Consider the following 18,576-nt stretch of genomic DNA (forward strand, 5'->3'; position numbering starts at 1 on the left):
GGTCATAAACACCTCTCCATCTGTCAAAATTGAGGTGTCTACTTTTTCGGGGTCGCTCCACCCCGGCAGCTGCCGACCTGAACCCTGAAACCTGAACCCTGAATCCTTCCTTCAGGCCCTCGCAACCACCCAGACATCCACCCGCTCAATACCGGTTTTCTTCAGAGCACGTGCGCAGGCATCGAGTGTCGTACCGGTGGTCATCACGTCGTCGACCAGGGCGACATGCCGCGGGCGGCAAGCGGGCAAATGTGCCCGAAAGGCGTTGCGGACGTTGGCCCCGCGGCTGGCCGCCGGCAGGCCGGATTGCGCCGGCGTGGCCCTCGAACGGGACAGAAGCGGTGCCACGGGGATTCCTCCGAGAAAACCGGACAGATCCTCGGCCAGCATTCGCGACTGGTTGAAGCCGCGCCACAGGTGACGCCGCCAGTGAAGCGGAACGGGTACCAGGGCCTGGGGCCGGGGTGCGCCAATCGCCGCGAGACGACGGGCGCAAAGACCCGCCAGAACGCGCCCGGCGGCGAGGTCGTGATGAAACTTGAAGCGATGGACCAGCCGCTCGATGGGGCCGGCGTATGCAAAACCCGGCCAGGTGCGATCAAAGGCCGGCGGACGGCGGGTACAGCGACCGCATGCATGGGTCGGCGCCGGCATGGCCAGGCCGCAGGAATGACATTGACTGTCGATGACCGGCAGATCGGCCGCGCAACCACTGCAGCAATCGAGTCCTTCCCGGGCGCGCTGCCCGCAGATCAGGCATACTGGCGGCAGCAGCCAGCGACCGAATCCTGAAGTAACGCTTTCCAAGCGCATGACCGCCCGCCCCCGGATGGTTTCAAACTCGATCAAACACTACCATCGATGACGAGAGATTCCGACGCCCGCGAAGTCCGGCGCCGCTTCGACATCGCCGCAGAGCGATACGACGAACATGCCGCCCTGTTCGACGAAGTCGGCAGCCGCCTGCTCGAACGTCTCGACGGTCTGCGCTTCGAACCCGAACGCATCGTCGATCTCGGCTGCGGAACCGCAAAGCACACGCTGGAACTCAGGCAGCGCTATCCCCAGGCCCGGCTGCTGGCGCTCGACAGCGCGCGCTCGATGCTGGGCCGGGCCCGAAAACGGCGCGGCCGCTGGCGTCCCCGATTCGAATTGGCCTGCGCGGATGTTTCCCGTCTACCGCTGGCCGAGGCCACTGTCGACCTCGTCTTTGCCAACCTGTCACTGCAATGGAGCGGCGGCCTGGCCGCGACCCTCGCGGGCCTGCGCCGCATCATGCGTCCCCGCGGCCTGCTGCTGATGACCCTGCCCGGCCCCGACACGCTAATCGAGTTGCAACGCGCCGGCGCCATGGTCGACGGCGGCATGCGCAGCCATGCACAGGAATTGGGCGATTTACTCACCCGTGCCGGATTCCAGGAGCCGGTGCTCGACACCGACTGGCTCACGACCACCCACACCGACCTCCCGAGCCTGCTCGCTGATCTCGATCACCTCGGACTGGGCTATACCCTGCCCGGCGGGGCCGAAGCACTCGACCTCGATGCCGGCAATGGCGAAATCGCCTCGACCTGGGAAATGCTCTACGCCACCGCCTGGTCGCCGGACGAGGGACAGCCCATCCGGACCGACCGTGGTGATGAAGCCAGTGTCTCCGCCGCCAGCCTGGGCATCCGCAAGCGCCGCAACTGACGGCCAGGCCGCCATCGATCATGATATTCTTGCGCCTCTGCCGGCAGCGGCACCTGTCGGGTACAAACACACCAGATTTTCGAGCCAACCATGTCCGAACAACAGAAGCAGATCGACGCCCATAACCAGGCCACCAACGAGTTCATTCGACTGGCCAACGAGATGGTCAACGACCGCGGATTCGACCGGAACCTGGTGTCCGCGGCACTGATGGCCGCTTCCGGGGTCTACGCCACATTCGTGGCCGCCGGAAACCAGGGCTTTCTCGCCGACAACGGCGTGGAAAAGGTGGCCAGCATGTACAAGAACAACCTCACCTACATCCAGAAGCGCAAGAAGGAAGACCTCGAGGCGCAGGGCCTCGAGCCCAAGCCCTTGGGCGAAATACAGGGCGACGCCCAGAATCCCACCGACACGAACGCCGAGTCCGAGACCGACAAGGACTGAACAAATCGGGCCCTTAGCTCAGCTGGTTAGAGCAGCCGACTCATAATCGGTAGGTCGCAGGTTCAAGTCCTGCAGGGCCCACCATCAATTCCAAAATTTCGGCAGAGGTGTGCCGCCGCCCTCCCGACTATCCGGTACTTCCTGTCGGGCCGGTCGGGCCGGTCGGGCCCACGGGCGGACAGTCCCAGGATGCTGCCGTGGCGTTCCAGGTCAACTGCGCTCCGTCCATGCAATTCGTCGGCAGGCTCAACGTGTCGCCGTTGAGTTCCAGCCCGGTGCCGATCGTATACACGCCCGCCGCCCCGGTCGGGCCCATCGGACCGGTTGGGCCGGGTGATCCCATTGCGCCGGTCGGACCGACGTCACCCTGGATTCCCATGGGGCCCGTTGGACCGATATCACCCGGCGACCCCTTCGGCCCCTGAAGCCCTTCGGGCCCACGGGCACCCGTCGGTCCGGTCGGACCGATGGGTCCTTCCAGACCAGCAATCGTGCCGGCACTGCAGGGACCGAGCTGTCCGCTGGCTCCGTCGATGCACAGAATCGTGGCCTGCTGGGCCGATCCGGCCACCCCGGGCAGCTGGAGCACGCCGTTTTCGTCGATATGCAGCAACACCTTGTTGCCGGCAGCATCCTCGACCACCACGGAGCCGCCGGCCGGCGGCTGGATAACGAGGTTGTTCTGCGCCATGGCCGCGTTGCCGACCAGCAGGCCGGAAATGACCAGAGAAAGTGGCATGAGATTGAAGTCCATTACAGGATTCCTTGGCGATGCGCGTGGCGCGTCGTGGTTGCGATCATCAGCAGCGCCATTATCAATAGCGCCAGGAAAGACAAGGTGGGCACCGGCAGTGCTTCGTTCAGCAGTGAGCCGAACCAGCCGCGGTCGTTGCCGGTTCCACCCAGGTTGATTCGGGTCGGAGCAAGATGCTGCCCGCTTGCATGCACATTGGAAACCCCGACGAATTCGATATTCTGGGATCCCGTAGCAGCCAGGTCGACGAAGGGCACGCGCAATGCATCCGGACTCGCGATCTGCAGGGGCGCATCGACGAGGCCCCGAATTGTCAGGCCGGCGGCGATACGAAGCGTGCGCGCGGGCTCGATGAGGTAGGTCTTTCCGGTGCCCGAGACCAGGCTGAGTAGGTAAAAATCGGTATCGCCGGTCAACGTCGATTGCCCACGACCACCGTCGATGAACGATACGGTCGACGTCCCCGGGAGGAACGTCCCCGTGCGCGTCCAGTCCCCGGAAAGCGAAATACTTCCGCTCCCGGCATCGAGCGTGCCGCCGATGAAGAGGTTGCCGACCTGGTCCAGACGACCCCCGTTGAGCGAAACGGACGCACCGGCCGGAATGTGTATATCCGCCAGCACCGGCTGCAAGCCTGCAACCAGCAGCATTCCGAACACAATCCAGTGGCGCATTGGCAGATTCCTGTGAGCGGCCCGGCAAGTGCCCGGCACAACCTGGAGTGTAATTGGATATAAACTGTGAATCAACGCACATTTTGTGATCGACAATGAGCAATTATCGGCCTGATGTCTGCCTGGTGATGATCGTGCGCGACGAAGCGCATGTCATCGAGCGCTGCCTGGACTCCCTACGCCCATTGATCACACGCTGGTGCATCGTCGATACCGGCTCGACCGACGAGACGCCGGCTCTCATCGACACCGCATTGGCCGGGCTGCCGGGTAAGCTGCACCGCCGGCCTTGGGTGGACTTCGGCCATAACCGCTCCGAATCCCTGGCGCTCGCAGCCGGACAGGGTGACTTCCTGTTGCTGATCGATGCCGACGAAACGCTGACGATTGCCGACGATTTCCGCTGGCCGGACGATCCGCGCGTTCAGGCCTGGCTAATCCGGCAGCGGATTAGCGCAGCCGAATTCGAGTACGACCTGCCGAAGCTGCTGCGCGCCGACCACCCCTGGCATTTCGAGGGCGTGGTTCACGAGTACCTGACCAGCCAGCAACCCTTTCGACGCGAACTGCTACCCGGTCTGATGCAGATAGGACACTACGACAGCGCACGCAATCGCAGCGGGAAGAAGTTCAAGCAGGATATCGAACTGCTCGAGCGTGCGCTGGCCGACGAACCCGGCCATGCCCGCAGCCAATTCTACCTGGCCCAAAGCCTGCGCGATGCCGGCCGGATTCCGGATGCCATTGCCGCCTACCGCCAGCGTGTCGAACTCGGCGGCTGGGACGAAGAAGTGTTCTATTCACTGTGGCAGATCGCCCGGTTGCTGGAGATCACCGGCGCCGCGATTCCGGCGGTCACCGAGGCCTACCTGGCCGCCTGGCAGTTCCGGCCGACGCGGATCGAGCCACTGGTCGACCTGGCCCGCGTGAACCGTCAGCTGGGGCGTTCTCATATCGCACGGCTGTTCGCTGAACGTGCCGCGACCACGCCGCGACCGGACGACATCCTGTTCGTCGACGCATCGACCTACCGCTGGCGCGCGATCGATGAACTGGCGATGGCGCTGCATGCAACCGGCGAGCGTGAGCGCGCCGAAGCCAAGTGGCAAGGCATGCTCGATGCCGGCACGCTGCCCTCGAGCGAAACCGGACGCATTTGTGACAACATTCAGTCCTGCCACCTTGACGGGGATGCTGCCGTCACCGCCGTTGCGCTGAAGGTCCGGGTCGCGCTGACCATAACGACCTGCAAGCGCCCAGACCTTTTCGAGCGCACCGTAGAGAGTTTTCTTCGATGCTGCACCGATCACCAGCGCATCGTCGAGTGGATCTGCGTCGACGACAATTCAACGAAAGAGGACCGTGCTCGAATGAAGGCGCGCTTCCCGTTCTTCACCTGGGTCTGGAAGGACGAACAGTCGAAGGGACACGCCCACAGCATGAATTTACTCTCCGACCTGGTCCGTGTCGGAAATTTCGACTACGTACTGCACCTGGAAGACGATTGGGAGTTTTTCGAGACCCGAGACTGGATCAGCGATACGCTGATCGTTCTCGCCCGGGAACGAGACTGCGGTCAGGTGCTGTTCAACCGCAACTACGCCGAGATTCCCGGAGACGGCGACATTCTCGGCGGCCTGATCCGCAAAACACCCGACGGCTTGCGCTACCGGGTTCACGTGCACGACACCGTGGCCACCCCGGGTCGATCGTGCGCCTGGTGGCCGCACTTCTCGTTGCGCCCGTCACTGCTACGCACCGCGGTGTTCGAACGAATCGGCCGCTTCGATCCGAACAGCGAACATTTCGAACTGGACTATGCAAAACGCTACATGCAAGCCGGCTTCCGCTCGGCTTTTCTGGATACCATCGGACTCAAGCACATCGGCAAACTCACCACCGAGACCGGCGAGAACGCCTACAGCCTGAACGGCCAGGTGCAATTCGGCAGTTGACAGCGCATTTCAAAACTGCGTAAATAGGAACATGAATTCCGAACCCGCCAAGCACTTCAACTGCGCGATGTGCATGTGCATGTGTCTGCAAGCCTCTGCTGCGGATACGTGTACGGCTGTGTTCTGATCCACTAGACAAACCGATTCACGCAAGAACCCGCAGCGGCCTGGCCGGTGCGGGTTTTTCTTTGTCCAACCCCCTCATCTGTCTTCCGCTGCGGCAACCGCGATCCACCGCAAACTTGAGGAGACAGACCGTGAGCAACGACAGACCGAGACGATTCGAAACCCTGCAGGTCCATGCCGGCCAGGAGCCGGCGCCGGGCACCAACGCCCGGGCCGTGCCGATCTACCAGACCACTTCCTACACCTTCGACGACGCCGACCACGGTGCACGCTTGTTCGCCCTGGAGGAATTCGGCAACATCTACTCGCGCATCATGAACCCGACCACCGACGTGTTCGAGCAGCGCATCGCCGCGCTCGAGGGCGGGGTCGCCGCCGTAGCCACGGGTTCAGGGCAGGCCGCACAGCTGATCGCCATCACGACGCTGGCACAAGCCGGCGACAACATCGTGGCTGCCTCGTCGCTCTACGGCGGCACCTGGAACCAGTTCAAGGTGACGCTACCGCGACTGGGTATCGAGGTGCGCTTGGTCGAAGACGACGACCCGGCCGCCTTCGCCGCGCAGATTGACGACAAGACCCGCGCGATCTATGCCGAGACCATCGGCAACCCCGGCTTTCGCATCCCCGATTTCGAAGGCCTTTCGACCCTGGCCAAGCGCCAGGGCCTGCCGCTGATCATCGACAACACCTTCGGCGCCGGCGGCTACCTGTGCCGGCCGATCGAGCACGGCGCCGATATCGTGGTCGAGTCGGCGACCAAGTGGATCGGCGGGCACGGCACCTCCATCGGCGGGGTAATCGTGGATGCCGGCACCTTCGACTGGGGCAACGGCCGCTTCCCGCTGTTCACCGAACCGGCGCCCGGCTACCACGGCCTGAACTTCTGGGAGACCTTCGGCCCCGACAGCCCCTTCGGCAACATTGCCTTTGCCATCCGCGCCCGCGTCGAGGGGCTGCGGGATCTCGGGCCGGCTCTGAGCCCCTTCAATAGTTTCCTGTTCCTGCAGGGTCTCGAGACCCTGTCGCTGCGCGTTCAGCGCCATGTCGACAACACGCAGACACTGGCCGAGTGGCTGGAAAAACACCCGGCCGTCGAGTGGGTCAACTATCCGGGCCTGCCCGACCATCCTTCGCATGAGCGTGCGAAGCATTATCTCAACCACGGCTTCGGCGCCGTGCTCACTTTCGGCATCCGCGGCGGCGAGGCGGCCGGACGGCAGTTCATCAACAGCGTCGAGCTGGCCAGCCACGTGGCCAACGTCGGAGACGCCAAGACCCTGGTGATCCACCCGGCCAGCACGACACACCAGCAGTTGGGCGAGGAAGAGCGCCGTGCCGCGGGTGTCACCAGCGAGCTGATCCGGGTGGCGGTGGGCATCGAGCACATCGGCGACATCATCGACGACTTCGCCGGCGCTTTCGAGCGCGCCGGATTGGCGGCCGCGGCATGAACGGCGAAGATCGCTTCATTACCATCGAGAACCCACCGCCGCTTTCCGTGGGCGGGCGACTGGATCGGCTCGAGATCGCGTTTCGCACCTGGGGTCGGCTCGATGCCGGCGCCGGCAACGCCGTGCTGGTCTGCCCGGCGCTGACCGGCGACCGGCACCTCGAGCAATGGTGGCCGGGCCTGCTCGGCGCCGGGCGCAGCCTGGACCCGAACACCGACTTCATCATTGCCGCCGACGTACTCGGCGGCAGCGGTGGCACGACCGGCCCGCACCACCGGCGCGGCCTGCGTGCGTGGGGCGAGCGTTTCCCGGCCGTGTCGGTGCGCGACATGGTGAGCGTGCAACGCCTTCTGATCGATGCGCTGGGGATCCGTCGCTTGAAGCTCGTGATCGGTGGCTCCCTGGGCGGCATGCAGGTGCTGGAATGGGCGGTCGGCCATGCCGACCGCGTCGAGTCGGCAATCGCCATTGCCGCGCCCGCGAGGCAAACGGCCTGGGCCAGCGCGCTCAACCACGCCCAGCGCCGGGCACTGACCGAGCACGGCGACCTGGATCTGGCACGCATGATCGCCATGCTCAGCTACCGGCACTGGGACAATCTCGACGACCGCTTCGGTCCGGACAACGGCAGCGAACGCACCGCGCAGGGCTGGCTGGACCACCATGGGCGGCACTTGCGTGATCGCTTCGATCCGGTCAGCTACCGGCGCCTGATGGACACCATGGACGGCCATGACATCGGCCACGGTCGCTGGGGCTGGCACAAGGCGCTCAAGGCCGTGGAGACCCGCACGCTGGTCGTCGGCATCACCTCCGACCTGCTCTATCCGCCGCGCGACCAAAAGGCTCTGGCGGAGGCCCTGCCGCAATCCTCGATCGCCTGGCTGGAGGCGCCCCAGGGGCACGACGCCTTCCTGATCGAACAGGAAAGGCTCGACCGCATCGTTTGCGGTTTCCGGCGCCAGGGCATCGCCAACAAAAACGTTCTGGAGGCCCACGCATGAATACCACCACGCGCACGCTTTCCACCCGTGAGCCGGCGCTTGCCCGAATTCGGGACAATGTCGGCTACCCCCATCCCGCGGCAGCGACACAAACCGTCGATGTCGTTGTGATCGGGCACACCGGGCAGGTGGGCTCGGCGCTGATCTCGCGCCTGGGGCACGCCGGCCGCTCGGCGGACTTGCCGGGCCTCTCGCTACGCGAGGCAATCAATCGCAGCACCCACCTGATCGTCGCCGAGCACCAACAGCAAGAGCGCAAGCGTGACCCAAAAGCACTCGAACGGCTGGGTACAGGAATCGCCGCCGACGGCCGGCCGACGGTCATCGTCGACTGCACGGCCGATCCGGTTCTGCCGCACTACTATCCCGAGTGGCTGCAGGCCGGCATCGGCGTCGTCACGCCCAACAAGCACGGTTTCTCCGGCGACCTGGCGCTCTACCGCTCGATCCGGCAGGCGGCACAAAACAGCGGCGCGCCGCTGGGCTACTCGGCCACCGTCGGCGCCGGGCTGCCGATCCTGTCCACGCTCAGGCGCCTGCGGCGTGCCGGTGCAACGCCGACCGGTCTCACCGCGGTTGTCTCGGGCACTCTAGTGCATGTTTTCTCGCAGATGGCCGCCGGCAGACCGCTTTCCGCCGCCGTGGACGACGCCCGCGCTCGCGGTTTCACCGAACCCGACCCGCTCGAAGACCTTTCTGGCCGCGACGTGGCACGCAAGCTGACGATCATGCTGCGCGAGGCGGGCCTGGAAGATGTACCGGTCGAGCGCGAACCGGTCGTCGCCGACCGATGGGCCGAATCGGTTCTTCCCGACCGCGACGTGATCCGGGCGCTGGAGCGTCAGGATCCGGTCTGGTTGCGGCGATTGCAAGCCGCCCGGGCCGGCGGCGAAACCTGGGTGTACCTTGCCCAGTTCGGGCCAGGCGGTGCCTGCGTCGGTCCGGCTCGAGTGAATTATGGCTCACCGCTGGCCAGACTCAGCGGTAGCGGAAACCTGGCAAGAATCCAGCTGGCCGACGACCCGGAAACGCCCCTGGAAGTCCTCGGCCCTGGCGCCGGGGTGGCGGTCACCGCCGGCGCCGTGATGGCCGACCTGGCCGACGCGGCATCCGAGCTTTCCCGGCGCACTTACTAATGAGGTCAAGGAGCGCGGCCCCGACCAAATGCGTGTGTAGGAGTCGTAGGGAGTGGCACACAACTCGGATCACTTGCGGGCAACGACATCGGCCAATCGATCGACGATGGTCTCGATAGCAGTATCGAGATGCCAGTCGGCCAGGTCCGCGGCACGGGAACGGGCTGTCTGCCGGGGCGCCTCATCGGCCAGCACCCGCCGCAGCACCCGCGCCATGCGGGCCGAACCAAGGCTGCCGGTGTAATAGTGACCGCAACCCAGGCGGTGGAGACGCCATGCGGTGCCTTCCTGTTCGGCGTGAAGCGGCAATAGCCACTGCGGTTTGCCGGCGAGCAGGGCCTGGCAAGTCAGCGTATGCCCACCATGACTGACGATGAAATCGGCCTGCTCGAATACCTGTTCGATATCCACCGGCTCGGCCGACACATGCACGTTGGGCGGCGCCGCGTAACTGTTGTCGCGCTCGCGATCGATATGGACAAGCACCCGGACCGGCAGGTGACCGAAACCCGAGATGAGGGAATGCAGGCCCCGCCACTGGCCCTTCAGGTAACAGAAAACGCGCTTCCCCTCGCCTTCGGGCCATTCCGGCGCCGGGCCGGGCCTGCGGTGCCAGATCGGCCCCACGTAGCAGGCACCCTCGCGCTCGCCGTAATGATCAAGCTCCGGCCAGGTTTTGAGAACTCCGGCATCAACCTCCAACCAGTCGGCAGCCGCTTTCAGCGGGGCTGCTCCACGTTCGGAAAGCAGCGGATTGACGGCGGAGACCAGCGGCGCTTCCCGCTGAAGCAATTCCGCATCCTCGAATCGCAGGGCGGGTCGATAAACGGGCATTGGCTCGTACCTGGGCGGTAACGTCCAACCAGTACCGATCGCCATCACCGGAACGCCGGCGATGCGGGCGGCCAGAAGCGCGGTCGGCGCGTGTTCGCAGACCAGGGCGTCGGGGGCTCGACGCTCGATCTCGGCTAGGAACCAGTCGATACGCGGGCTGAGCTGGGCCGGATCACCGAAGCCCAGGCCGAGCAGCATCTCCGGCCAGGTATCCGGCCGCCTGTGTGGGCCCTCCGGTGCAACCAGTTCCGGTATGACCGAGGCCGGGGTGTCGAATTCGGCCTCGACGGCCTCCGCGTATCGAGCCTCCGGCAACAAGCCCGATACGCTGCCACCGCGGCCGCGGATGGCCGCGGCAAGCGCCCGCATCGGCTGGAGGTGCCCATAGCCCGAGCCCAGTTCCCAGCAGAAAAGAATGTTCATGTGATGGACTTCACGTTTCAGGCGATGGTAAAGTTTACGCGTCGAGCCCGGCAACCGGGCCAGCAAAAAGGGGGCTCTCGAATCGGCGAAGTTCCCCTGCGCACTCACGATACAACGCGAAACAGAGGGAACAAACCAATCATGTCGACACCCAAGCGTCATCCACTGACCCTGGCCGTGGCCGTGGCCCTTGGCCTGGGCACCAGCCAGGTCGTCTCCGCCGCGGAATTCACCGTCACCAACACCGACGACAGCGGCGCCGGCAGCCTGCGCTCGGCCATCGGCGAGGCCAACGCCAGCGGCGATGCCAGCAACACGGTGGTCTTCGACGGTGCCGTGACCGGGACGATCACGCTCGACAGCTCCATATTCGTCGAGTCCAACAGCCTGACCATTCAGGGGCCGGGACCGGCGGACCTCATCATCGAACAGGACGGGCAAGTCCTGCGCCTTTCTCACACGGCTGCCAGCGTAGCGATTTCGGGCCTGACGCTGCGGCATACGGACGGATCGACAAGCGCCGAAGCACCGTTGTTCAGCCACAGCCCTTCCCTGAGCATCGACAACGTCCACTTTCGCGGTGAGAGCGGCAGCGTCACCAATTTCGGCTACGGCGGCGGCTGCCTGGCCAGCTCTCAGTGGGCCAGCCAATCGGGTGGGGTCCGGGAGCTGAACATCACCAACAGCGAGTTCGACAACTGTCGCGCGGCGAGCGGCTATGGCGGCGGCGCAATCTTTGCAGAGCAGACCGCCGACTACGGCGGTGACCTGAGCATCACCATCGAGAGCACGACGATGCAGAACGGCCTTGCCACAGACGGTGCCGCGGCCCTGATTCGCCAGTCAACCTTCATTGGATCGGGCGAAACCAGCCACGCTGTCACCATCGACGGCCTCGTCGCGAACGGCAATGAACATAACAGCTATGGCGGCTACGGCACGCTGTCGATTCGACAGGGTCGCGACAGCAGTCTGGATATCGACAACCTCGACATGACCGGCAACAGCGGCCGAGCCGCCTTGGCACTTAATACCGGCACCAACAGCAATGCGAGCATCCGCAATGCCTCTTTCCTGAACAACGATGCCGGTTTCGACCCCATTGTCTTGATAGACGCCTTCGGTAGTGACGTGGGCTTTGAACTGGTTGGCAGCCGGATCTCCAATACAACGAGCTCTGCGAGAATGGCAGTGGAATTCGGCATGTTCGGCGGCGGCCAGAACATCAGCATCCGCGACACCCTGATCCACGGCAGCGAATTCGACATCGGCGCTGTCGGCGCTTTACTGGACAATAGTGGCTACGGCGGCGATACATTCGAGATGGTTAACACCACCATTACCGACAACCAGGTCGGCAATTTCGCCCTGAGCGTCGACCCGTCCTCCAGCACGGTCGATACCGATCTCCGGCATGTCACCATCACCGACAATACCTTGACGGGTGGACTGCAGCGGGAAGATGAACGCGGAGAATTCCCGTCGGCGCCCGGCATGGTCACCCTCACTGCCAGCGGCGAGCGACGCATCACCAACAGCATCATCCATGGCGTCTCCGGTGGCGGACAGGTGCCCCAGGGCGAACGCGGTGTGAGCGCGTTCGACCTGAGCGGCACCGGCGAGGTCACGGTCGACCACAGCCTGATCGGAACGGTCGACGAGACTAATCTCACGGTCACCGACGCCGGCGGTAGCGACATCGGCAACAACACCGATCCGCAATTATTGGCGCTGGCCGACAATGGCGGTCTGTCACGGACCCGCGCTTTCACCACCGACAGCCCGGCCTACGACGCCGGCAACCCCGGCGCCGCCAATTTGCCGGCCTTCGACCAGCGCGGCGACGGCTTTCCACGCAATGCGGGCAACGCCCCCGACATGGGCGCCTTCGAGCTGCAGGTCGCGCCGGCGGTCAGCCTGAGTGCCGAGGCACTGGACTTCCCGGACACACGGGTGCAGACCACGTCCGATCCGCTCAGCGTCGAAGTCACCAACACGGGTGATTTCGAACTCAACATCAGCGGGGTCAGTGTCGGCCAGCCGCTCGCGCGCGGCGCCTCCAGCTTCGCCGCCGACGGCAGCGACTGTACGGCCGCCGCGATTCCGCCCGACGGCAGTTGCAGCATCGAAGTGACTTTCACGCCGGGCAGCCGCGCCGATTTCTCGGGCAGCCTGGATATCGCTACCGATGCCGACCCCGCGGACTACAGCGTGGCGCTTACGGGCACCGGTGTGGCACCCATCGTCAACGTCGGCCCGGACCGCGACTTCGGTGCGGTCCTCACCGGCACGACCAGCGATGCACAGATCGTCACGCTCGCGAACACCGGCGATGACGCACTCGAAGTCACCGGCTTCGATCCCGCAGTGGAAGCGCCATTCTCTCTCGACTTTTCCGATTGCGGAACCGGCCTGCCATTCACCGTGCCTGCCGGTACATCCTGTGAACTCTCGACCACGTTCGAGCCGAGCGCGACCGGTAGTGCCGGCACGACGGTTACGGTCGAGTCCGACAGCCTGAACACCGACACCAATCAGTTCAGCCTGAGCGGCCAGGGCGTGCTCGGGCAATTGGTCGTCAGCCCGGGCGGCGATATCGATTTCGGCGAGGTTCCGCTCGGCGAATCCGGGCAGACCGAACTGACCCTGACCAACGAAGGATCGGCCCCGGTCACGGTTGAAGACTGGACCAATCTGCCCGATCCGTTCAGCATCTCGGGCGACTGCCCCGAGCCGCCGTTCACGCTTGAGCCGGACGAATCCTGCAGCCTTACCGTGACCTTTGCGCCGGAGAGCGCGGGCGACTACGAGCAAGGTCTGGAGCTGGGCTCCAATGACGGCACCGGGGCGGACAGCACACAGATCGCGGTGAGCGGTCGAGGCACCGCGCCGATCGAACCGGCCTTGCCGGTTCCCACGCTGGATCGCATCGGCCTGATCGTCGGCTCGGGCTTGCTGGCGCTGATGGGCCTGTTCGGCCTGCGCCGCCGGCGCCAAACGCCGCTGGACTGATCGCCGACGCATATCCGTCCGAAAAAGCCCGGATCGCACGGCGGTCCGGGCTTTTTCATTGCTGCAACAGGGCTCAGCGCCGGTACAAGTACTCCTGCATGCCGTTGCCCAGTAGCATGGTCTTCTCGGAAGTGAAGCCCGGCAGGCGCTTTTCCAGTTCCTTGGGGCTGTAGCGCGGGGCCGCTACTGTGGCCGGATCACCTTCGGGCGGATCGTCCACAAGTTCGAGCCCGACCGGCGCATACGAGGCGGGAACCGCGGGCATCCGGGTGGCCCGATACTCGATGAGTGCATGCAACCTGGCCTGCGGCGAAGCTCGCTCGGCCAATCGCCTGCCGAGCGCCTCGATGACGCCGGCGGGCAGATAGTTGAGCAGGTTCCAGCACAGTACCAGGTCGACGCTTTCACCCTGGGTCGGCGGTAGCAGGCCGTCGAGCCAGCGCTCGACGGCCTCGGGCCCGCCTTCTTCGTCCACGTCTGGCAGATCGCCCAGCTTCGCCGGCAGATCGACGACATCGAGCCGGCAGCGATAGCCGCTGAACAAGGCCACGGTGCCTTCACGCGCGCGGCCGAGATCGAGCACCACGTGGCGGCGATCGTCCTCGAAGTCTTCCACCGCCATGGCGAACAGCGGGGCACGGATCGGCTCCGGGCCGCTGTCCTCCAGCGGTCGCGCGGCATCACTGCTCACGATTACAACCCCTTATCGAGCGTCAGAGACTGGCCTGCTTTCCGGCTTCGGATCCGGATTTGTTCGAGCCGCTATCCGAATGCGTTGATTCCGTCTTGGCACCTGCACTCGATTCCTGCGAGGACTTCTGGCCGGAAAAGGCCTTGCTCCGGGTTTCGCTCTTGGTGTCCATGTCGATCGAACCGTTGAATTGCGCGCCGTCTTCCAGGCTGACGCGCGGGGCTGCGATGCTGCCTTTCACGCGCGCGCTCTTGCGGATGACGACCTGCTCGGAGGCGACGAGGTTGCCGTCCATCTGTCCGTCGACAAAGATCGAATGCGCATACACATCGGCCTGGACATTCCCCTGGTTGCCGATCGTCACGCTGTTCTTCTTGAGTTCAACGGTCCCCTTGACCTTGCCTTCGATAACCAGGTCCTCATCACCAAGCAACTTGCCGTCGACGTTGATCGACGGACCGATCATCGCCGTTCCGCCGGCATTGCGCGGCGGCGCCGATCGCTTTGCCGGAGCAGGCGCATCGGCCTTGTGACTTTCGCTGGTGGAACCTTCGGATTCGTTTTCGCGTTTGTTGAACATGCCTGTTTACCTGAATTGGCGATTTGGGGGCTGTTCAAACTACTCCCGGGCAGGGAGACGGTCAAGTGCCGAAAGCGGAATGGAAGCCGGCCGGGCGCAAGGGCCCGGCCGGGTCGTGACGGGCGTCACATCACTCCAGGTCGAGGAAGCTTCTGAGCTGTTCCGAACGGGTCGGGTGGCGCAGCTTTCGCAACGCCTTGGCCTCTATTTGACGTATGCGCTCCCGTGTGACGTCGAACTGCTTGCCGACTTCCTCGAGGGTATGGTCGGTATTCATGTCGATGCCGAAGCGCATGCGAAGCACCTTGGCCTCACGCGGGGTCAGCCCCGAGAGCACCTTCTGCACCGTGTCCGTCAGGCCGGTGGTGGTGGCCGTGTCGATCGGCGAGAGGATGTTGGCATCCTCGATGAAGTCGCCCAGGTGCGAGTCTTCGTCGTCGCCGATGGGCGTTTCCATCGAGATCGGCTCCTTGGCGATCTTGAGCACCTTGCGCACCTTGTCTTCCGGCATTTCCATGCGCACGGCCAGCTCTTCCGGGGTGGGCTCGCGACCCATTTCCTGCAGCATCTGCCTGGAAATCCGGTTGAGCTTGTTGATCGTCTCGATCATGTGCACCGGAATGCGGATGGTGCGTGCCTGGTCGGCGATCGAGCGGGTGATCGCCTGGCGAATCCACCACGTCGCGTAGGTCGAGAACTTGTAGCCCCGGCGATATTCGAACTTGTCGACCGCCTTCATCAGGCCGATGTTGCCTTCCTGGATGAGGTCCAGGAACTGCAGACCGCGGTTGGTGTACTTCTTGGCGATGGAAATGACCAGCCGGAGGTTGGCCTCGACCATTTCCTTCTTGGCGCGACGCGCCTTGGCCTCGCCGATGGACATGGCGCGGTTGAGTTCGAGCAGGTCGCCGACGGGGATGCGCTGGTCGCGCTCGAAACGCGCCAGCTTGTCCTGCAGGTCTTCCAGCTCTTCGGCGTGTTCCTTGAGGGCCTTGGCCCAGGTGCTGCGACGACGGAGCAGCCCCTTGCGCCATTCCGGGTCGGCGGCATTGTCGCGGAAGCTGGTGATGAATTCCTTGCGCGGCATGCCGCAGCGCTCCACGCAGATCTGCATAATCGTGCGCTCGACGTCGCGCGTGCGTGCCACCTGGAAGCGCATGCGGTCGATCAGGTAGTCGAACAGGCGCGGCGGCAGCTTCAGGCGCATGAACTGCTCGGCGATCAAATCGCGCAGCTCAGAGGCCTTGGGGCTGTTGGGGCCGTAACGGTCGTGCAGCTTCGTGAAGCGCTCGTGCAGCTTGCGCATCTCGTCGAAGAACTGGGTCACCTGCTCGGGGTCGGGCAGCGTGTTGACCGTCGGCGCCGGCTTGTCCTCGTCTTCTTCTACGTCCTCGTCGATGTAGACGGCCTCTTCCTCGACGGCCGCTTCCATCGCATCCTGCGAGATTAGCTCCATCTCCGCCAGCAGGGTCGGATTGATGAAGCCGCTGACCAGTTCGTTGAGCCGCAGGTTGCCTTCCTTCCACGATTCGACTTCCTCGAGCAGCGTCTCGATCGTGCCGGGGAAGCGTGCCAGCGCCTGGTTGACCTGGTTGAGGCCGTCCTCGATGCGCTTGGCGATGTCGATTTCGTCCTCACGCGTGAGCAGCGAGACCGAGCCCATCTCGCGCATGTACATGCGCACCGGGTCGGTGGTCCGGCCCAGCTCGGTCTCGACCGCCGCCAGCGCCGCTTCGGCGTCGGCCTGGGCCGTTTCGTCGTCGGTGTCGGTACTCGCCGAGTCGTTGATAATGAGCTCGTCGGCGTCCTCCGGCTCTTCCTCGAAGACCTTGATGCCCATGTCGTTGATCATGTTGACGATGTCCTCGATCTGCTCGGGATCGACGATATCGCCGGGAAGATGGTCGTTGACCTGGGCGTAGGTCAGCCACTGCCCCTGTTCACGGCCTTTCTGGATCAGCTGCTTGAGCTGAGAGGGTCGCGGTGCGTTTTCCATAGTTGCTGCGTTTTCGGCTTTCATATTTGTCCGTCTTGGTTACCCCAGGTCAACCGGCGCAACTCGCTGGATCGGTCTTCATCGAGCCCCCCTTCGTTAAGCTGGGCTTCCTGAAGTTCGCGAATTCTTGTTTGTATCATTTGACGACGAATTCTGGCCAAAGTTTGTGCCAGCGCCGTCGGCATTTCTTCCCGGTCGGCGATTACGTTCCGCGCCGCCAGTCGAGCCAGCCAGGGCGCTTCGCGGCGCTCCCGCCAGGCTTCCAGAAGTTTAGCCGTAGAAAACTGGGGCTTGTTGCGGCAAAAGTCAATCAATTCTCGCAGGAAATCGACCCCGCGGACCGTCGCCGGGCCCTCGAGGGCACCGTCGTCGACACCGTCGGCCAGGCTCGGACGCTGCACGATCAGGGCCACCGCGTACTGGACCGGGGTCAGCGGGCGGTCCTCTTCGCCACCCTGCACGCGGGACGTCTCCGGCCGGGCTTCGGCGGCCGGTCGACTGCGGCCGCCGTGTCCGCTTCGCCGCACCAGCTCATCGTGCATCATATCGGCAAAGGCACCTTCCGGCAGCTTTTCCAGATAGGGTTCGGCCAGGGCCACCAGTCGCGCACGCCCGTCGAGCGTTTTCATGTCCAGCGACTCGGACAGGTGGTCGAAGAAAAAGCTCGACAGCGGCTTCGCCTCGTCGAGCATCCGGGCCAGCGTTTGTGCACCTCGCCCGCGCACCAGTGAATCGGGATCCTCACCCTCGGGCAGGAACAGGAAACGAACCTCGCGGTTGGACTTGAGTTCCGGTAGCGCCGCTTCCAGGCCGCGCCAGGCCGCCTGAAGGCCGGCGCGGTCGCCGTCGAAACAGAACACCACCACCGGCGAGGCGCGAAACAACAGGTTCATGTGGTCGGGCGTGACCGACGTGCCCAGCGTGGCCACCGCATTGTCAAAACCGTACTGGAACAGCGCGGCCGCGTCCATGTAGCCTTCGACCACCAGGATGCGTGGCGGCAGTCCGCCGCGGCGGACCTGGAACAGCCGGTAAAGCTCACGGCCCTTGTGGAAGACGGGCGTCTCGGGCGAGTTCATGTATTTCGGCCCGCGCTCGCCCAAGGCTCGTCCGCCGAAGGCGATCACCCGCCCGCGCCGGTCGTGGATGGGGAACATCACGCGGTCGCGGAACTTGTCGGTCGTGCGACCGTCCCGGCGCGTCACCAGACCGGCCTCCTCGAGTTCCTGCGGCCGAAAACCCTCGTTGATCAGGAAATCGGCCAGGGACTGCCAGGCATCAGGTGCGTAGCCGATGCCAAATTCGTCCACCGTGGCCTTGTCGAAACCGCGCGACTTGAGATAGGCACGGGCCGCTTCGCTGGCGGCGAGCTGGCGGCGAAACCAGGTCTGTGCCTGGCTCAGCGCCTGGTAGAGGCGGTCATTCCTCTTGACCGGCGCCTGGCCGCCCTCGTGCGGCACTTCGAGGCCGGCGATATGAGCCAGCTCCTCGATCGCGGCCGGGAATTCCAGCCCGTCGTGCTGCATCACGAAACCGATCGCGGTGCCGTGCGCACCGCAGCCGAAACAGTGGTAGAACTGCTTGTCGGTGCTGACCGTGAAAGATGGGGTCTTCTCGTCATGGAAGGGGCACAGGGCCTTGTACTCGCCGCGCCCGGCGGGCTTGAGATCGACGCGCGCACCGACGATCTCGACGATATCGGTGCGCTCCAGCAGGGATTCGATGAATTCTTCGGGGATGCGGCCGGCCACAGAACCAGTTTAGTGTAACCCGCCATTCATTATGTAACTTTTAGCGA

15 protein-coding genes and 1 tRNA gene are annotated in these 18,576 nt (G+C 64.4%); 8 read left to right on the plus strand and 8 right to left on the minus strand.

What is annotated here, in order from left to right; genetic code table 11:
• Nucleotides 1-111: 111 nt before the first annotated feature.
• Nucleotides 112-849, minus strand: a complete 738-nt coding sequence (locus tag DZK26_RS09500; RefSeq protein ID WP_220336995.1) for a ComF family protein — start codon at nucleotides 847-849, stop codon at nucleotides 112-114.
• 12 nt (nucleotides 850-861) lie between these two features.
• Here DZK26_RS09500 and DZK26_RS09505 point away from each other — a divergent pair, with 12 nt between their 5' ends.
• The 3 genes from DZK26_RS09505 (at nucleotide 862) to DZK26_RS09515 (ending at nucleotide 2,223) form a co-directional block, all read left to right on the plus strand.
• A complete protein-coding gene (locus tag DZK26_RS09505; RefSeq protein ID WP_116897077.1) occupies nucleotides 862-1,692 on the plus strand; it encodes a methyltransferase domain-containing protein in 831 nt (276 codons plus the stop codon).
• 90 nt (nucleotides 1,693-1,782) lie between these two features.
• Nucleotides 1,783-2,139 carry a DUF3144 domain-containing protein gene (locus tag DZK26_RS09510; protein ID WP_181918248.1) on the plus strand — a complete coding sequence of 119 codons (357 nt, stop codon included), beginning with the start codon at nucleotides 1,783-1,785 and terminating at the stop codon, nucleotides 2,137-2,139.
• A 7-nt stretch (nucleotides 2,140-2,146) separates the two neighbouring features.
• A tRNA-Ile gene (locus tag DZK26_RS09515) sits at nucleotides 2,147-2,223 on the plus strand.
• Nucleotides 2,224-2,266: 43 nt separating this feature from the next.
• On the opposite strand, the gene DZK26_RS14660 is transcribed toward DZK26_RS09515, so the two are convergent.
• Nucleotides 2,267-2,878 carry a collagen-like protein gene (locus DZK26_RS14660; protein WP_220376493.1) on the minus strand — a complete coding sequence of 204 codons (612 nt, stop codon included), beginning with the start codon at nucleotides 2,876-2,878 and terminating at the stop codon, nucleotides 2,267-2,269.
• A gap of 14 nt (nucleotides 2,879-2,892) precedes the next feature.
• On the minus strand, nucleotides 2,893-3,567 hold the full coding sequence (locus DZK26_RS14440; RefSeq protein ID WP_116897075.1) for a hypothetical protein: 675 nt from the start codon (nucleotides 3,565-3,567) through the stop codon (nucleotides 2,893-2,895).
• 95 nt (nucleotides 3,568-3,662) lie between these two features.
• On the opposite strand from DZK26_RS14440, the gene DZK26_RS09530 reads away from it, so the two are divergent.
• The 4 genes from DZK26_RS09530 to DZK26_RS09545 all read left to right on the plus strand — a co-directional run bounded on the left by DZK26_RS09530 (nucleotide 3,663) and on the right by DZK26_RS09545 (nucleotide 9,242).
• Nucleotides 3,663-5,522, plus strand: a complete 1,860-nt coding sequence (locus DZK26_RS09530; RefSeq protein ID WP_116897074.1) for a glycosyltransferase — start codon at nucleotides 3,663-3,665, stop codon at nucleotides 5,520-5,522.
• A gap of 257 nt (nucleotides 5,523-5,779) precedes the next feature.
• Nucleotides 5,780-7,102 carry an O-acetylhomoserine aminocarboxypropyltransferase/cysteine synthase family protein gene (locus tag DZK26_RS09535; protein WP_116897073.1) on the plus strand — a complete coding sequence of 441 codons (1,323 nt, stop codon included), beginning with the start codon at nucleotides 5,780-5,782 and terminating at the stop codon, nucleotides 7,100-7,102.
• Nucleotides 7,099-8,106 carry a homoserine O-acetyltransferase gene (gene metX, locus DZK26_RS09540; RefSeq protein ID WP_116897072.1) on the plus strand — a complete coding sequence of 336 codons (1,008 nt, stop codon included), beginning with the start codon at nucleotides 7,099-7,101 and terminating at the stop codon, nucleotides 8,104-8,106. Before DZK26_RS09535 ends, metX begins: the two co-directional genes overlap by 4 nt.
• Nucleotides 8,103-9,242: a hypothetical protein gene (locus tag DZK26_RS09545; protein ID WP_116897071.1), complete on the plus strand. Its 1,140-nt coding sequence runs from the start codon at nucleotides 8,103-8,105 to the stop codon at nucleotides 9,240-9,242. Before metX ends, DZK26_RS09545 begins: the two co-directional genes overlap by 4 nt.
• A gap of 69 nt (nucleotides 9,243-9,311) precedes the next feature.
• On the opposite strand, the gene DZK26_RS09550 is transcribed toward DZK26_RS09545, so the two are convergent.
• On the minus strand, nucleotides 9,312-10,499 hold the full coding sequence (locus DZK26_RS09550) for a glycosyltransferase (protein WP_116897070.1): 1,188 nt from the start codon (nucleotides 10,497-10,499) through the stop codon (nucleotides 9,312-9,314).
• Between the two features lie 141 nt (nucleotides 10,500-10,640).
• Here DZK26_RS09550 and DZK26_RS09555 point away from each other — a divergent pair, with 141 nt between their 5' ends.
• A complete protein-coding gene (locus tag DZK26_RS09555; protein ID WP_181918247.1) occupies nucleotides 10,641-13,511 on the plus strand; it encodes a choice-of-anchor D domain-containing protein in 2,871 nt (956 codons plus the stop codon).
• A 73-nt stretch (nucleotides 13,512-13,584) separates the two neighbouring features.
• Here DZK26_RS09555 and DZK26_RS09560 read toward each other — a convergent pair whose 3' ends face one another.
• The 4 genes from DZK26_RS09560 to dnaG all read right to left on the minus strand — a co-directional run bounded on the left by DZK26_RS09560 (nucleotide 13,585) and on the right by dnaG (nucleotide 18,529).
• Nucleotides 13,585-14,202 (minus strand): hypothetical protein, encoded by a 618-nt coding sequence (locus tag DZK26_RS09560; protein ID WP_116897068.1) that lies wholly within the window; start codon nucleotides 14,200-14,202, stop codon nucleotides 13,585-13,587.
• Nucleotides 14,203-14,224: 22 nt separating this feature from the next.
• Nucleotides 14,225-14,782, minus strand: coding sequence for a polymer-forming cytoskeletal protein (locus DZK26_RS09565; protein WP_116897067.1), 558 nt, complete (start codon nucleotides 14,780-14,782; stop codon nucleotides 14,225-14,227).
• Between the two features lie 130 nt (nucleotides 14,783-14,912).
• Nucleotides 14,913-16,778 (minus strand): RNA polymerase sigma factor RpoD, encoded by a 1,866-nt coding sequence (gene rpoD / locus DZK26_RS09570; RefSeq protein ID WP_258870809.1) that lies wholly within the window; start codon nucleotides 16,776-16,778, stop codon nucleotides 14,913-14,915.
• 20 nt (nucleotides 16,779-16,798) lie between these two features.
• On the minus strand, nucleotides 16,799-18,529 hold the full coding sequence (dnaG, locus tag DZK26_RS09575) for a DNA primase (RefSeq protein ID WP_116897065.1): 1,731 nt from the start codon (nucleotides 18,527-18,529) through the stop codon (nucleotides 16,799-16,801).
• Between the last annotated feature and the right edge of the window lie 47 nt (nucleotides 18,530-18,576).

Origin of the sequence: Wenzhouxiangella sp. 15190 (genome assembly GCF_003417465.1) — a bacterium.
Classification (GTDB): Bacteria; Pseudomonadota; Gammaproteobacteria; order Xanthomonadales; family Wenzhouxiangellaceae; genus Wenzhouxiangella.

Coding starts and splice junctions, on each gene's coding strand:
- rpoD (WP_258870809.1), bottom strand. CDS start 16,778: ATGGAAAACGCACCGCGACCCTCTCAGCTCAAGCAGCTGATCCAGAAA.
- DZK26_RS09555 (WP_181918247.1), top strand. CDS start 10,641: ATGTCGACACCCAAGCGTCATCCACTGACCCTGGCCGTGGCCGTGGCC.
- DZK26_RS09550 (WP_116897070.1), bottom strand. CDS start 10,499: ATGAACATTCTTTTCTGCTGGGAACTGGGCTCGGGCTATGGGCACCTC.
- DZK26_RS09565 (WP_116897067.1), bottom strand. CDS start 14,782: ATGTTCAACAAACGCGAAAACGAATCCGAAGGTTCCACCAGCGAAAGT.
- DZK26_RS14440 (WP_116897075.1), bottom strand. CDS start 3,567: ATGCGCCACTGGATTGTGTTCGGAATGCTGCTGGTTGCAGGCTTGCAG.
- DZK26_RS09530 (WP_116897074.1), top strand. CDS start 3,663: ATGAGCAATTATCGGCCTGATGTCTGCCTGGTGATGATCGTGCGCGAC.
- metX (WP_116897072.1), top strand. CDS start 7,099: ATGAACGGCGAAGATCGCTTCATTACCATCGAGAACCCACCGCCGCTT.
- DZK26_RS09545 (WP_116897071.1), top strand. CDS start 8,103: ATGAATACCACCACGCGCACGCTTTCCACCCGTGAGCCGGCGCTTGCC.
- DZK26_RS09510 (WP_181918248.1), top strand. CDS start 1,783: ATGTCCGAACAACAGAAGCAGATCGACGCCCATAACCAGGCCACCAAC.
- DZK26_RS14660 (WP_220376493.1), bottom strand. CDS start 2,878: ATGCCACTTTCTCTGGTCATTTCCGGCCTGCTGGTCGGCAACGCGGCC.
- DZK26_RS09505 (WP_116897077.1), top strand. CDS start 862: ATGACGAGAGATTCCGACGCCCGCGAAGTCCGGCGCCGCTTCGACATC.